The organism is Photobacterium ganghwense (genome assembly GCF_003025595.1).
Classification (GTDB): domain Bacteria; phylum Pseudomonadota; class Gammaproteobacteria; order Enterobacterales; family Vibrionaceae; genus Photobacterium; species Photobacterium ganghwense.
This window is the reverse complement of sequence record NZ_PYMI01000004.1, coordinates 17,114-32,272: the sequence shown is the minus strand read 5'-3', so window position 1 is coordinate 32,272 and position 15,159 is coordinate 17,114. Positions and strand designations below refer to the sequence as shown.

The following is a 15,159-nucleotide window of genomic DNA, read 5'->3' as shown; positions in this document are numbered from 1 at the left end:
TGACGTAAACGTAAACTAAGCTAGTCTCAAAGAGTAATAACTTTTTGGTGTAACTCTGGTGACAGCGGAGTCGGGTCAGCGAAATAGATAGCCGACAACAGGCAACCCGTTTTCTTGTGTAAGTAGTTGTAGAAGAAGCTCCGTATCGTTTTACCACTTTGAAAAAGGAAGAACGTGTGAAAGTACTTGTTGCGATAAAACGCGTGATTGACCCTTACGTAAAGGTAAGGCTGAAATCTGATGGATCAGGGGTTGAAACTGCGAATGTCAAAATGGCGATGAATCCTTTCTGTGAAATTGCCGTTGAGGAAGCGATCAGACTTCGTGAGGCAGGCCATGTGAGCGAGGTGGTAGTGGTATCTGCCGGTGAGGCAGTATGTCAGGAGCAGCTTCGGACTGCATTGGCGCTCGGGGCTGACAGAGCAGTCCATATTGAAGCAACGGCCAATCTGGAACCGCTATGCGTGGCGAAATTACTCAATGCCGTTATCGCAAAAGAGCAACCACAGCTTGTATTGCTAGGTAAACAATCCATTGATACTGATAACAATCAGGTCGCGCAAATGCTATCGGCGCTGACCCATTACCCGCAGGGGACATTCGCTTCAAAAGTTGTTGTTGACGGTGACGCTGTCACGGTTACCCGAGAGGTGGATGGTGGTCTTGAAACGCTCAATCTGTCTCTGCCTGCCATTATCAGCACTGACTTACGTCTTAATGAACCTCGCTACGCCTCTCTGCCTAATATCATGAAAGCGAAGAAGAAGCCGCTTGAAGTCGTGAAACCGGATGAGTTGGGTGTGGCTGTTACACAGCACCATGAAGTGTTGGATGTCTTTGCGCCGCCTCAGCGTTCGGGGGGCGAGAAAGTCCAATCAGTAACAGAACTGGTCGATAAACTGAAAAACAGCGCGAAGGTGATCTAATGGCAGTGTTATTAATTGCAGAGCATGATAATCAAGTCCTGGGGCATGACACACTGAAAGCGATGGGGGCTGCAGGCAGTCTTTCTGGTGGTATTGATGTGCTGGTTGCCGGTGTCCATTGTCAGAAAGTGGCAGAGCAAGCTTCCCGTATTGCGGGGGTGCAGCGTGTGCTAGTGGCGGACAGCACCGTTTATGAACATCAGTTGGCTGAAAACCTGTCGGCGCTGGTGGCTGAAATTGGCGGGAAATACACCCACATCGTGGCAGCTTCTACGACTTTCGGTAAAAATCTGTTGCCACGTGTCGCAGCGTTGCTGGATGTCGGCATGTTGTCAGATGTTATTGCCATTGAATCTGATGATACCGTTGTGCGCCCGATTTATGCCGGTAATGCGCTGGCTCGAGTGAAATCTAACGACGCCGTCAAGATACTTACGGTGCGTGGTTCCGCATTTGATACGGCTTCTGAACGATCTGAAGGCATGGCGGAAATCGCCAGTCTGGATATTGAAATTGCCAATGATGTGTCCCGTTTTGCCGGCCGTGAGTCTGCCAACAGTGCACGTCCGGAATTGTCCGCAGCCCGTATTGTGGTGTCGGGAGGCCGCGGCTTGGGGAATAAAGAGAATTTTGCGTTGATCGAGAAACTGGCGGATAAGCTGGGCGCGGCGATCGGTGCCTCCCGTGCGGCGGTGGATGCCGGTTTTGTATCGAATGATCTTCAGGTTGGACAAACCGGTAAAATTGTTGCGCCGGATCTGTATATTGCAGTTGGGATCTCTGGCGCTATTCAGCATCTGGCCGGGATGAAAGATTCAAAAGTCATTGTGGCCATCAACAGTGATCCTGAAGCGCCAATTTTCGACATTGCTGACTATGGACTGGTCGGCGATTTGTTTGAGATTTTGCCGCAATTGATTGATGCAGTCTGATCCCCAAACGACTGCGGATAACTGAAGCGGACACCTGGGAAGGCTAATCCGTTAAAACTTGCCAACCGTACTGTTCTGCCATAGAAAACAGTACGGTTTTTTCTTTTTCCTGCTCACTCACCAGCCAGTTTATGAAGTTTGTGACCGCGTCACTTTCTGCGCTGGTCTGCATTGCATGGGTCTGGTAGTAATATTCCCAGTCGCTGTTGGCGACAATCACGGCAGACTGCGGAAGCTTCAGAAAGCCTTGCTGCAGTTCGTTGACCACCAGCATTAAATCCGTGATAGCCACACCTTGTCCGGCCAGACATGATGTCAGTGCCATATCAAGGGTGTTGAATGTTATGCCGGCATGGTTCACGGCGTTTTTCAGATGATTTCTTGCCAGCCAAATTTTCCAGTCACTCTGATCGGAGGTCGGGTGGAGGCGGGGATAGCGCAGCATTTCTTTAACGGTTAATGGGGTATCTGAGTGTGTCAGCAGCCCGGAATAAACCGAGGCCAGATACTCTTTGCGGATGAAATGATAAGAATGTTGGCTGTTCGGCGTTTTTTGCACGTTAAAGATAGCGATATCGTAATCATCTTCATCCAGATTCATCTCTTCACTGCTATGTGCCAGGCTGGATGAAAGGACAATATCTAAATCCGGATAGCGTGCTTTAAAGGAATGCAAACGTGGTATCAGCCAACGCACGGCGAAACTCATTGCAACTTTCACCCGAAGTGTGCTGCTTTCCTTCATTTTCAGTTGCTTCAGTACGCGATTCAGTTCGCTGTACTGACGGGTCAGAACCTGAGCGATTTCCTTGCCTTCTTTTGTTAGTTCCAATGCCCGGTGATGACGAATAAAGAGAGAAAAACCAATGTGTTCTTCCAGCTGTCTGATCTGACGGCTGACCGCGCTCTGGGTAACATTCAGCTCTTCTGCTGCCAGCGTAAAACTCAGATGCCGCGCCGCTGATTCAAAAACTTTCAGGCCATTCAGCGAAGGAGGTAACAGTGTGTGTCGGCGCTTCATCGTCAATCTCTTGTTATTGGGTTGCATCTCGGGTGCCAATGTCGGTTTGCATGAGTTTTTAGAATGCTAACGTACTATAAATGTCGTTTGAAACACAATTCATAACACTCTACATTAGCGGTTAATTATCACTTTTGAGGCTTTGTCAGCCTGTTTTCCCCTTTGTAGGTATAGAATGAAGAAATTAATCAGCCTGGCGATACCGCTCATTATCTCGCAGCTGGTAGCGCAATTGCTGGTTTTTACCGATGTCTGGATGATGGCACAGTTGAGCATCATGGCGATTGCCGGTGGTGGCTTGGGTGCTGCGGTGTATTCCATTGTTTTTACTGTGGCGGGCAGTACTGTCGGGTGTGTCGCGAACCTGATTGCCATTGCCTATGGTAAAAAGCTTAAATCGTCGGAGAAAGGCGAAAGAGACATCCGGGTCGCACTGAAAAGCGGAATTTTACTGTCACTGCTTCTGACACTTGCGCTTCAGCCGCTCTTCTTCCTGATGCACGATTTGTTGCTTGCCGCCAAACAGGACCCTGATGCAGTTGTGCTGGCTGTCGATTATCTTGATGCGTTGAAATGGTCAATGTTGCCAACCCTGATGCTGCTGGTACTGCGTAGCCTGGTGAGTGCATTTGGTGATACCCGTTCAGTGATGGTGATGTCGTTGGCGACCGTCATCCTGAATGTGCCAATTAGTTACCTGTTTGCCTTCTCGCTGGATATGGGACTGGCTGGTTTAGGTTACGGCACGGCGCTGGCGGCATTTCTGGTCATGCTGGGTTACGGCTATTGGGTATTTACGCGTAACAAATATCGCCACTACAACCCGTTTACTTTGCTGGAAGAATACAAGCCTGGGATCATGGTGCCGCTGCTAGCAATCGGTATTCCTATTATGATCGCTACCATGCTGGAGCACGCGCTGTTTTCCGGTGCGGCGTTGCTGGCCGGTACACTCGGGGCGGTATCGTTGGCGATTCACCAGATTGCACTACAATGTCTGAACCTGTCGTGGAACATTGCCTTCGGTCTTTCGCAGGCGGCGTCTATTTTGGTCAGTCAGCATGTCGGGCGTCAGGAGCCAGCAATGGTGAAATACTACGCCAAGCAGGGGATGATTCTGGTGACATTGACCAGTGCCGTCATTGGCCTGTTGGTGAGCGTGAAGCCGGAATTTCTGACGCTGATTTTCAGCATCGAAGGGGATTCAATGGCATCTGAACTGGTTGCGGCACTACCGGGAGTGATGATCATGGTTGCCATGTGCTTTGTGGTCGACGCATGGCAACTGGCAGCAATCAGTATCCTGCGTGGAATGGCAGTCGTGAAGGCACCCACCGTCTCATCGGCGATCGGATACTGGTTCATTGGTCTGCCTTCTGCATGGTTACTAATGAATTTCATGGGACTTCGCGGAATTTGGGCCGGTCTTGGGATTGGACTGGCGGCCACTGGCTTGATGCTGATGGTTATTCTGTTACGTGAGCTACGTAAGCTGACTTCAAAGCATTCGGCTTACCTTTCTCATTCAGATGTGGCTCATGTTGAGCTCTCTCTCGTAGAAAATGCGCTGGAGTCGGATTTGCCTGAATCAGCCGAAAAGAAAAAAGCGTCGGTACTGCTGGGCTAAAGGTCTGTTTTTTGACACTGCGTGGCCAAATGGTTGTACGGACATATTCTGTACAGATTGCGATGATGGTTGATCCCCTTTATACTTATTCTGTACGGAGAGCTTCCGTACGCATGATAGCGGAGGTAACCATGGCAACAGCGCGTTTAGACCTGCGGTTAGACGAAGAGATTAAAGCCAAAGCAGAAAAAGCATCCGCTTTGCTGGGGTTGAAGAGTCTGACCGAATATGTTGTCCGGCTGATGGATGAAGATGCAACGCAGGTTATTGCTCAACATGAAAGCATGACGGTACAAAATGATGTATTTGATCGCTTTATGGACGCCTGTGATAAAGCAGAAGCGCCTAATCAGGCTCTGCGCGATGCCGCGGCATTCACGGAAGAGAATGGATTCAAGTGAGCTGGTCAAAAACATTTGTTGAACTGGACAAGCATGTTCACGATCGAGCTTCATTTGACTGCGGTGAAGCTGAGTTAAACACATTCATTCAGACTCAGGCATCAAAACATATGCAGGCAGGTATCAGCCGTACCATGGTGTTACCTGCCAGCCTGCCGTTGCTCAATCAAAAATGGCCAATTTGCGCCTTCTATAGTGTCGCCCCGAGTTCTATTCGGCGTGAGACCTTGCCAGTATCATTGGCTAAAAAGCTACCTAATTATCCCATTCCGGTTTTCCTGCTTGCGCAATTGGCGGTTCACCGGGAATATCACGGCCATGGTTTGGGTAAAGTTAGCCTGATTCGGGCGTTGAAATACCTGTGGGAAGTGAATGCCCATATGCGGGCTTATGCGATAGTGGTGGATTGCCTGACGCCTGCGGCGGAAGCGTTTTACACTAAGTACGGTTTTCAGGTGTTGTGTGATCACAATGGCCGAACCCGAATGTTTATTCCGATGAAAACCGTTGGTCAGCTTTTTAGCTGAGTGCTGATATCAAACATAAAAAAGCCGGTACACGAGGTACCGGCTTTTTTATGGCCATCGGTCTTCTGACTGTGGAATTATTCAGAACGTGCTGTTAACGCAGACGAAACACATCGGTTTGCTTGTCTCTTTGTACATCAGCAAAACTGCGAATGAACGGGCCATGCTGTCGAACTTCTGCCGGTAAACGGGCAATCATCTCTTTTGCTTCTTCTTTCGTGGTAAAGTCACCATAAATCACGGCATACCAGCGGTATCCCTGGCTGTGTTTCCAGTTAACCCAAACCGGCTGCTGACCTGGGATATGGCGGATATATTTTTTCACATCGCCCTGACGTTCTTCTGTTAACGCGAGAACCTGGATCGTAAACCGGTTCGGGTTGAGGTGACCATAGGCTTCCTGAGTGGTCATTGCGCCAATGCACTGGCTCTGCGTATGAGTGGTTTCAAAAGTGGAACAGCCTGACAGCACTAAAACCGCCAAAAGCGCAAAAAACTTTCGCATTACAAACTTCTCCTGAAAAGTCTCTGTGTTGTTATTGTTCTGTCTTCATACCTGAAAGGTGTCATCGTTGATGACATGATCTGACATTATTAGGCGTCAATTTTTACCGGTCTGATAAACCGTGTTGTGATATCTCGTGACTTACCGAACAATTAACCAGCATAAAACACCTTGTTTTGATTAAGGTTTATACGTTGTTCTTGTCATAACGCATTTCACAGGTGACGAGTCTATCCCATTCTGATTATACTGTATATAAATACAGTATCTTTTGAGAGTGTAAATGATGGGTGCAGTGCCTCTGTTTATCGAATCGGTGAAATGCGGCTTTCCTTCTCCGGCGGATGGACACCAGGAGGAGTTGGACTTAGACAGCTATCTGATTCGCCATCCAAATGCGACATTTCTGCTGCGGGCGTCAGGCGATTCCATGATGGGGGCCGGTATTTATGACGGCGATTTGCTGATTGTTGATCGGGCTGAAACTATCGTACCGGGACGGATCGTGGTGGCGCGAATTTATGATGAGTTTACCTGTAAGCGATTGATCAGGCATGACGACGCCTGGTGGCTTGTGGCAGAAAATCCGTCATACCGACCGTTTCCGTTACCAGAAGATGCAGAGATTTTTGGTGTCGTGACGCGCAGTATTCATAACCTGATGGGGTGACGGTGATGGCGGAATTGGACGGCTATCGGGATCAGGTATGGGCGTTGGTTGATGCCAAAAGCTTTTATTGTTCCTGTGAAAAGCTCTTCGACCCCAAGCTGGCAAATAAACCCGTGGTGGTGCTTTCCAATAATGACGGTTGCTGCGTGGCAATCTCTGAGGAAGCCAAAGCCCTAGGGATTCAGCGTGGTGCGCCCTGGTTCAAAATCGAGTGTGAGGCCAGACGCAAAGGCGTTGAAGTGCGAAGTTCGAATTACACACTGTATGCCGATATGAGTCGGCGGTTTATTGAAGAACTACACCGTTTTTCACCCCACGTGGAGCAGTATTCCATTGATGAAGCGTTTGTCCGGCTGGATGGGTTCAGGCTGGACGGTTTAACCCGCTACGGTCATGACATCCGGAAAACAATTGAACGGCACATTGGGCTACCTGTCAGAGTCGGTATTGGCGCGACCCCGACTTTAGCCAAACTGGGTAATCAGGCTGTTAAGCGGTATGAGAAGCGGGTAAATGGGGTGATCCAAATTGATACTGATCATCGTCGACGCTGGTTACTGGAGCGCACTGATATTCAGGATATCTGGGGCATAGGAGCCAGAACGGCGGCCCGGCTGCGTACCACCGGGATTCAGAATGCGCTGGAATTATCGGAAAAAAGTGCTGCGGATATGCGTCGACTCTGGAATGTGGGGCTCGCGAGAACCGTGTTGGAGCTGCAGGGGGTCTCATGCATTGCGCCGGGTGATATTGATGAGAAACGTAAGCAGATCTTGTCAAGTCGTAGCTTTGGTGTCGGTATCAGCGATCTGGAATCGTTGCGTTCTGCGCTGGCTTTCCACTGTCAGCGAGCCGGTGAAAAGTTGCGTCGGCAAGGGAGTCAGGCTGCAATAGTCGGGGTATTCTTACGCACGAATCGCTATAAAGACTTACCCCAGCACAACAGAAGCAGTGCAAGACCGCTGCTTTGTCCGAGTCAGGATAACGGCCAGTTTCTCAGCAGTGCACTTGAGCAACTTGAACAGATATACCGTCCCGGTTACGAATATCAAAAAATTGGCGTGATCCTGGATGAATTAACAGATGCCAACAATGATCAGTTTCAGCTGGATATGTTTGATTCCAGTGCTCTGGCGGAAATGAAGCGCCGGGATCTGATGGCATTGACGGATCAGATGAATGCCCGGTTTAAAAATGGCATCAAGCCAGCGTCGGTGATCAGTACCAGTAACTGGCACATGCGACAGGCATTTCGATCAAATCGGTGGACGACAAGGCTTGACGAGCTTCAAGTTGCGAAATGCTGACGTTGCTTTTTCTATCAGAAAGATGTTGCACTCACTCCAGAATATGTCTGAATGCGGGTGAGTTATGCCATAAACTGGCATATGGTTCGCGCCATCTACTCAGGAAACTCATACGACAGGGAAATAAGTCATGCGCGTGATTGCCACCTGCTTTAAATGGCTGTTGTTGCCGGTGGTCGCATTCACCAGCGGTTGTACCTCTTCTTTAGAGCGCGATGATGTGTTGGCCTACAAGGTCAGCCATCCGCTCAATCTCCAGCAATATTATCAGTCCGACTGGTACCGACCAGATAAGCATGAAATCGAAGAAATTCGGGTTATTCAGCCAGACGGTTATCTCAGCCGCGGTGTTCGTTTGTCCGTAAAAGACAGTGATAATACCGTGTTCTATCTGGGGGGAGCCCCGTATCGCGATCAGCAGGATGATGCTGATATTCTGGGACAGTTGGCGTTTCTTGGCCTGAATGTGGTGACGTTTCGTCAGCGTGGTATCGATGAACATGGTTACTGGCCAACATTGGCTCAGTTAAAAACTGATACCGATATGTTGTACCAGAGCATTAAACAGAGATATGAGCATGAATATTTGATCCTGCATGGCGCTGCAATGAGCACATTCTGGGTGGCAGAGATTGCCGCACAGCAAAATAGAGAAGCGGGTGTTCAGCAGGCATTGGTGGTGGAAGCGCCGGTGACGACGGTTAATGAGCTGGCGACGGACGGCGATAAATGGACATGGTTGAGAGAAAAGCAGGTTGCTGAAGATCTGGCGTCTTTGGATAACTATCAGACACTGGCCGAATTTGACGGCCCTTTATTGGTGCTGATTGCTGGAGAGGATACGCAGGTACCGGCTGAGTTGTCTGCACGATTTTTTGCCGCGCAGCGTTCCTGGAAAAAATCAGTCGCCGTGATTGAAAATACTGATGAGCACTCGTTGCTGCACTCGGATGACGCATTAGCGGCTTACACCCAGTTTGTGAGAAAGCATGGCTGGGAAAATACACCGGATACAGTGAATTGATCGTTTGCGCTGTTTTGTATGTGAACCGTTCTGTTTGCCACGTGTGGATTGGGTTTCTTCTCGCCTCTCTTGGCATTAAGTGTGCTTTAAGAGTCGGCATGATGATAAAGGGATACCATAGGCCAAGGAAAGACGATAGGACAGGGATCCACAAGGACATGATTAAAGCGAGAGTCGGCAAGGATACTTGTATGGCAAGGATGCTTATATAAAAATGTATGTCTTTCTTTTTCTCATATAACTAAAACCTCTTTGATAGAGTGAAAGCGAATTTCTCAATGCGTTGTCTTTGCACATAATTTCCATCAGAGATAACGCAGAGAAAGGCGCACAATATCGTGATACACGTTTGGTTAAGTATTGTTTTCGGATTATTGGCTATGTCGGTGGCGACGACAGGTGTGATCAGTGCGGTTTGTGTCATGCTGGCTTTCTTCATCGTGATATTGATCGCAGCGCTCGGAGACAGGGCAAGATCATCAGGAAAATAGTCTGAAAAATAACTGGCAAGTGAATCTTTTTCTTAATATGTAAAGCGGCTGATGGCTAATGTAAGAAAGTGAAAAACGCGAGGAAAAACGCGAGAGGACGAAGAAGATTGCCTTCAAAAAAACGGGCTACTGAAGATCAAAAATAGCCCGTTTTATCAGAGGATAAGTATCAGAAGACAAATGGCCCGCTAAAGATATAGTCCTTGAAGGTAAGCCTCAAAGGTAAGTCTCAAATGCTATGTTTCAAAATTATGTCTCAATATCTATGCTTCAAAAGCCACGCCTAAGAAGATAAGCCCACCCATTTATCAGAAACTACACGGCGAACTGGATGTAGCAGAGGGAGCCGACACCAATACCCACCCAAAGCAATACACCTAAAAGAAGCGGTTTTAATCCTGCCGCGCGCAATTTCTGAATAGTGATACCAGAGCCAATCAGGAACAAGCAAACCACAAGCAGTCTTTTTGACGCTGAGAATATCCCGTCATAAATTGGTTGCAGACTCGGCACAAAATGCGCGAACACAATCGCGGCACAGTAAAACAGAATGAAATAAGGCACGCCAATTTTCTTGCGGTTACCTTTGAACAGCATCGCACTGAGCAGGGCTACTGGAATGATCCACAAGGCTCGGGCTAGCTTCAGTGTCGTCGCGGTCTTTAGCGCTTCATCACCATAGGCGCCAGCTGCTCCAACCACGGATGAGGTATCATGAATGGCAATGGCGGCCCAGGTGCCGAAAGCCTGCTGACTCATATCCAACGCATGGCCGATAACCGGGAACAAAAACAGGGCGATCGCATTAAGAACAAAGACCGTAGCCAGCGCCAGCGAGGTTTGATCATCTTTAGCATTGATGGCCGGCGCGACAGCGGCTATAGCGCTGCCGCCGCAAATGGCTGTTCCTGACGCAATCAAGTGGCCGGTTTTAGCTTCCAGGCGCATAGTACGGGTCAGAAGATAACCGAGTAATAAGGTGGCAAAAATCGAAGTAACGATCAGGCCCAAACCATTCTGACTGGCTTCGATGGCCTGATTTAGGTGAATCCCGAACCCCAGCCCGATAATGGAGTAAGAAAGCAGTTTTTTGGTAAAAGCAGCAACATTAAACCGGTGAGGCACTAATCCAAATGTTGCCAGTGTAAACCCGAGTACCAGGGCAATGGGGGAACTGATGATGGGCAGCAGACAGAGTAAGGCAACAATATAGAAAATGGCGTCAGATTTGTTCGACTGCGAGAGAAAAGTGCGAACTGTTATCATAGCGTAGTCAATGCGTAGGGTAATAAAGCGCACAGTATAAGGAGATTTTGTGTTAAGAAGAATTATAAAAATCTGATGCCAGGGTTAAGGGAATCTGAACATTGGCTTTTGATTGCTTTTTACTTAAAGTTATTGCCTGGAGCAAAAGTTTATTTTTTGACCCACATTCCTGAAGGGTCCTGATAGTAATGTCCCGGTTCTGTTTTTTCCATCGCTTTTTTATGCGCCAAATGGCCGACCTCACGCACCGTGAGCCCGTGAGTGACGGCGATCTTCTGGTATTGTTCCTGTCGAACACGGTTAACCGCATTGACCAGATCCCTGATGGCGGGTGACGGTCGTGATGTAACAGGCGCGACAAAACCTGTATTGGCCTCACCAATGAGTCCCTGATCTTTTGCCTGTTGCAGGTCAAGCGCGTAGGCACTCAGCGCGAAAAACATCGAAATGATAAAAATCAGTATGTTTCTCATGGCCAAATCCCTGCCCACTCAGAAAACCTTATCATCTTTGAATAACTCATCAATTTCCTTATCGACTTTAATACGGATTTCGTGTTCGATTTTAACATTCAAATTCACTTCGATAGGTTTATCTGACGCGGCAACCTGAACGGTTGGGGTACAGCCGGGAAGGCTGATAAGCAGGATGAGTCCGAAAACGACCACAAACAAAGGTATGTAAGAAAGCTTCAATTGGATGTCCATTGGCTACAACCTTCAATCGGGCGATACAACTTCCTCAATTCAGTGAAAGAGTTAAGTGATAGCGCAGCCCAAATTTGAATACAAAAACAGCGCAACATAAAACGCTAGTTATCCACACCAATCTGCTTTAAAAACAAACTTTCCAGCTTAGAAGAATTAATGACACTGAGTGTCTTGAGTAGTGCCGGAATGTTTTCCTGAATGTTGAGGTTCAAATTAACGGGTTGGCCGGACAGCACGTCCGGATTATGCCCTTTGAACATCGCACTTACATCCAGATTTCCTTCTTTAGAATAGTCTAGAAGAATGGTGAGATTGTGGTAGTTATAATTTTTGAGAATCTTACTCACGACCAAGAGACTATTTTCGCCTGCGTTTTCTACATTCCTGTCTATATTTGAGCCTTCCTTGTATTTCAGTACCCCCCCCGGATATCGTGCATGCAACTTGCCATGCTCGATAACGGGTTTGCCATTTGAAAAACTGAGGGGCAAAGTGCCGTCGAGAATGCCTGTCATGACAATATCTTTTCCATCCACGGCATCTATCAGCTGATTCAGCCTGATACCATGAATCAGGATAGGGATAGCGGGAATGGTTTTCAGGCTGTTACTGGTAATCTGGTGGGTGCTGACAGAGCCGCCGAGTGTATTGGCATTGGCTCTGTCTAGTCGGTAGAAAGATTTTTCAGTGTCCAGCTCAAAAACGGCATAGAGGTTTTCCAGCAATACTCCCATGTTGAGGTAACTGGCGTGCAGGCTAATAGGTTGCAAAGAGCGGAATCCGTTCGGCGTAAGCTCCGCGAGCAGGGACACGCTCAGATCGGCAAAATGAGTATTACCGACGTAACCGCCGAGTTCACTGGCATAAAGACCAAATTGTCCTTGCCACTGATGTGCCTGTGCGCGTTTGGGCGGTCGGCTTCTGTTGTTCAGGTGTGCGTGATTCGAAAAATGGGCATCAAAACTCAGCGTACCGGAATGCAGGTCATAATCGATTGGCAGACCGGGCAGGTAATGTTTTTTCAGAGTCAGCTTAGGGCTGAAATGGATTGAGTGACGCTGTAACGTGATGTCTGTGTTGTGCGTTGGAAAGTCATGCTGGATGAGAAAGCGCGCCAGCTCAGCATGCCTGCCATTGAGGAGATTGGCTGAGATATTCACTGTATCGGGAACAAACGATACGTTTCCTTCACTGCGAATCATGGGAAGACGCTGGCCATTTTGGCTCAGCGTGATTCCGGCTTTGTACTGGGATGTCAAACTGACTGGTTTTTGATCGTCAGCCCGGAGAGTCGATTTCGCATTGGATCCGCGGGGCTGTCCTTTTGGCTTTGACGGGTGTGTGCCTTTGGGTCGGTAGGCAAGCTGTACTGCATTGAACTCGGCATTAAACTCACCGTCGTACTTCTGGACCGGTAGCTGGCTTTTGTCATCAGGTTTACGTCGTTGCTGACGTTGAGAAGGCTTGGTGAAAATTGTGGAAGTCGTGGCGTTGGTCAGATTATCGGATGTACCGCTTCCGGAAACTTCGGAAGCATTACTGGCCGTGTCCTCGGCAATGATTTGCTGACCGATCCAGCGGGCAGATACTGTCAGCGGAGAAGTCTCTGCGGAAGAAAGTGTGAGTTGCTGGGTTTCATCATCACGAAAACGCTGACTTAGTGTAAGGGCGTCTGCCTGTGCCACCACATTGTCCAGCTGATTTTCCAGCCAGACTTGCTTACGCGGCAACAGTATGTGTTTAGCCTGCAAAGTCGGCTGTTTCAGCACCATTGTCAGGGCGTTGTCACTCCATCGGCTTTCGAGTGTCGACTTGAAGGTCACGTTTTCTACCGTAACATCTTCTGTCGGATATAAGGCCTTTATTTCAGCCGCTAGCTGGCTGATTGAGTGACATTGTAACGTGCCAGGTTGACTGAGTTGGCTTGGCTGATGTGGTTGTTTTTGCTGAGTTGGCGAAATGGGTGTCTCCCGGATAGCTGATGAAACCAAAGAGGTTGTCGTATGAAGTGGCTTAGACGATTCGCCTTGTGTGCGGAGAGTGACCGCGCAGATTAGCTGATCAAAGACAAGATCGAGTTTATGGCCAAACTCTGTGTTGCTGAAGGACAGAGATTCATTTTGCGGAGCCAGGCTCAGAGAGAGCGTATCGCTTTGATAGTTGACATCAAACAGTAGTCGGCCATCAGTATTGAGTAACAGTGACTGTAGCGGTTTTTGTCTGACTTTCGTCAGGAGAGAATGCTTAAGCGCCAGCGCGCCCAGATTCACGCGAATGGCTTTCGGTAGTGTCAGAGAGAGTCGATAACTGGCCTTTTCGACTTCTCGGAACAGTTGAATGCCGGATCTGTTCGATTGAATAGGATCTGAAGGGTTCTCATCTGGTGTGTTGTCCGGATCCTGGTCAGATGCTGGGGGGATCTTTTTGCGTAGCTGAAGATCCGTCTGGACGGCAGATAGGGTGATGGGTTGATCCAATGTGGCGTCAGGAAGATCAAACAGCTTGAGCTTCTTGGTCAACGCCGCGGTCTGTTTGACATTGGCTTCGCAGAACAGCGACTTCGGTAGTGGGCTGATAAATGAAATATCTCCCTGACACGAAAGCCGATGGCCCTCTGGCGACGTCATTTCGCCTGTCAGATGGGCATCATTGGGGCCGGTATGCTTGATCTGAATACCGAGATCATATGGATCGGGCGCCAGCGCTTTACCGTTTAACTGGAATGTGGCTTTATGCGCGGGTTCATTCATCAGATAACGCGGTGTTTCAAGGTCCAGCCGGGCATCGAGAATCAATGAGCCGTAGGTAAGCTGGTTCACTTTCAGTGTCTGCAGAGGCAATTGAGACAAACCTGAAATCAGTTGTCCCAGATGCAACCCTTCATGAACCTGTTCGGGAGGCTTAATAAATTCCGGTAATTGTTTTGGGGGGGCCAGCATGAGCTTATCGGCCAGTATCTGAATACTGGTGGTGGGCTGCTGCAGGTTCATCATCACCGAAATATCACTGCCGGATTGCAAGACGTCGGCATCAACGGTTTCCCAGCCAGGCAGGACTTTCGCCAGATGCACCGTCAGTGGTGTTTTAAATGGTTGCCAATTGAGCGAAAAATGTCCCTGTTGTAACACCAGCGGATAAGGATAGTGTCGGATATCATGTGGGTGAATCAGCGTTAGATTTGCCTGGTTTACCATGCCTGTCAGAGCCACATAGGGAGAGGTTGTGAGAACCAGGCTCACGCCCTCCAGATGCTGAGGCACTTCATTGTCCCCATTGATAGTCAGCAACATATCGGCGGTTTCGGCCTGAGCACTGAACACATACGGCTGGGTGAGGTCGGTCAGAACGAATGCCGTATCCTTCAGCGTTATTGGACCAAAAGACAGATTTTGTTGCGCCAGTGCCGCCTGGATCTCGGGTGCAAGTCGAATGGTGAGGTTGGGCGAGAACAGGCGCCATGACGAATCGGCGATTGGGCTCTCATCATCGACAAAATGCTCCAGCGTCAGCTTTTCTATTGTCAGCAATGTTTTGTTGATGGACAGACTCAGTTTCTTAATAACGATGGTCTTGCCCAGTGAGATACCGGATATGGCGTTTATTTCGACCCCGCGGGATGCCAGCCAGGGAGGGATAAGAATGGCTGGTATCACTATGATACAGAGCATTAAAAAAATCCCATACGCAAACAGGCGTACCTTGCGATAGCGCCCATTACGTCGCCTTCCAGGCTTAGGCATCGCTTTCTTTGG

14 protein-coding genes are annotated in these 15,159 nt (G+C 48.7%); 8 read left to right on the top strand and 6 right to left on the bottom strand.

What is annotated here, in order from left to right; translation table 11 throughout:
* The first annotated feature begins 176 nt into the window (after positions 1-176).
* Positions 177-926 carry an electron transfer flavoprotein subunit beta/FixA family protein gene (locus tag C9I92_RS14490; RefSeq protein ID WP_047885765.1) on the top strand — a complete coding sequence of 250 codons (750 nt, stop codon included), beginning with the start codon at positions 177-179 and terminating at the stop codon, positions 924-926.
* Positions 926-1,858, top strand: a complete 933-nt coding sequence (locus C9I92_RS14485; protein WP_047885764.1) for an electron transfer flavoprotein subunit alpha/FixB family protein — start codon at positions 926-928, stop codon at positions 1,856-1,858. The genes C9I92_RS14490 and C9I92_RS14485 overlap by 1 nt, the downstream gene beginning before the upstream one ends.
* 43 nt (positions 1,859-1,901) lie before the next feature.
* Here the strand turns inward: C9I92_RS14485 and C9I92_RS14480 are convergent, their stop codons facing one another.
* A complete protein-coding gene (locus tag C9I92_RS14480) occupies positions 1,902-2,879 on the bottom strand; it encodes a LysR family transcriptional regulator (RefSeq protein WP_047885763.1) in 978 nt (325 codons plus the stop codon).
* Positions 2,880-3,054: 175 nt separating this feature from the next.
* Here C9I92_RS14480 and C9I92_RS14475 point away from each other — a divergent pair, with 175 nt between their 5' ends.
* The 3 genes from C9I92_RS14475 to C9I92_RS14465 all read left to right on the top strand — a co-directional run bounded on the left by C9I92_RS14475 (position 3,055) and on the right by C9I92_RS14465 (position 5,434).
* A complete protein-coding gene (locus tag C9I92_RS14475) occupies positions 3,055-4,506 on the top strand; it encodes an MATE family efflux transporter (RefSeq protein ID WP_084712588.1) in 1,452 nt (483 codons plus the stop codon).
* A 131-nt stretch (positions 4,507-4,637) separates the two neighbouring features.
* A complete protein-coding gene (locus C9I92_RS14470; RefSeq protein WP_047885762.1) occupies positions 4,638-4,907 on the top strand; it encodes a type II toxin-antitoxin system TacA family antitoxin in 270 nt (89 codons plus the stop codon).
* Positions 4,904-5,434, top strand: coding sequence for a GNAT family N-acetyltransferase (locus tag C9I92_RS14465; protein ID WP_047885761.1), 531 nt, complete (start codon positions 4,904-4,906; stop codon positions 5,432-5,434). The genes C9I92_RS14470 and C9I92_RS14465 overlap by 4 nt, the downstream gene beginning before the upstream one ends.
* Before the next feature lie 94 nt (positions 5,435-5,528).
* Here C9I92_RS14465 and C9I92_RS14460 read toward each other — a convergent pair whose 3' ends face one another.
* Positions 5,529-5,939: an SPOR domain-containing protein gene (locus C9I92_RS14460; protein WP_047885760.1), complete on the bottom strand. Its 411-nt coding sequence runs from the start codon at positions 5,937-5,939 to the stop codon at positions 5,529-5,531.
* Between the two features lie 286 nt (positions 5,940-6,225).
* On the opposite strand from C9I92_RS14460, the gene C9I92_RS14455 reads away from it, so the two are divergent.
* The 3 genes from C9I92_RS14455 to C9I92_RS14445 all read left to right on the top strand — a co-directional run bounded on the left by C9I92_RS14455 (position 6,226) and on the right by C9I92_RS14445 (position 8,940).
* A complete protein-coding gene (locus C9I92_RS14455) occupies positions 6,226-6,609 on the top strand; it encodes a LexA family protein (protein WP_047886305.1) in 384 nt (127 codons plus the stop codon).
* Positions 6,610-6,614: 5 nt separating this feature from the next.
* On the top strand, positions 6,615-7,916 hold the full coding sequence (locus tag C9I92_RS14450; RefSeq protein ID WP_107193873.1) for a Y-family DNA polymerase: 1,302 nt from the start codon (positions 6,615-6,617) through the stop codon (positions 7,914-7,916).
* A 130-nt stretch (positions 7,917-8,046) separates the two neighbouring features.
* Positions 8,047-8,940, top strand: a complete 894-nt coding sequence (locus tag C9I92_RS14445) for an alpha/beta hydrolase (RefSeq protein WP_047885758.1) — start codon at positions 8,047-8,049, stop codon at positions 8,938-8,940.
* An 806-nt stretch (positions 8,941-9,746) separates the two neighbouring features.
* On the opposite strand, the gene C9I92_RS14440 is transcribed toward C9I92_RS14445, so the two are convergent.
* The 4 genes from C9I92_RS14440 to C9I92_RS14425 form a co-directional block, all read right to left on the bottom strand.
* Entirely contained in the window at positions 9,747-10,697 is a 951-nt protein-coding gene (locus C9I92_RS14440) for a YeiH family protein (protein ID WP_047885757.1), read from the bottom strand.
* A 149-nt stretch (positions 10,698-10,846) separates the two neighbouring features.
* Positions 10,847-11,170 carry a YdbL family probable chaperone protein gene (locus C9I92_RS14435; RefSeq protein ID WP_047885756.1) on the bottom strand — a complete coding sequence of 108 codons (324 nt, stop codon included), beginning with the start codon at positions 11,168-11,170 and terminating at the stop codon, positions 10,847-10,849.
* 18 nt (positions 11,171-11,188) lie between these two features.
* Positions 11,189-11,404 carry a YnbE family lipoprotein gene (locus C9I92_RS14430; protein ID WP_047885755.1) on the bottom strand — a complete coding sequence of 72 codons (216 nt, stop codon included), beginning with the start codon at positions 11,402-11,404 and terminating at the stop codon, positions 11,189-11,191.
* Positions 11,405-11,508: 104 nt separating this feature from the next.
* Positions 11,509-15,075 carry an intermembrane phospholipid transport protein YdbH family protein gene (locus C9I92_RS14425; protein WP_047885754.1) on the bottom strand — a complete coding sequence of 1,189 codons (3,567 nt, stop codon included), beginning with the start codon at positions 15,073-15,075 and terminating at the stop codon, positions 11,509-11,511.
* Positions 15,076-15,159 lie beyond the last annotated feature (84 nt).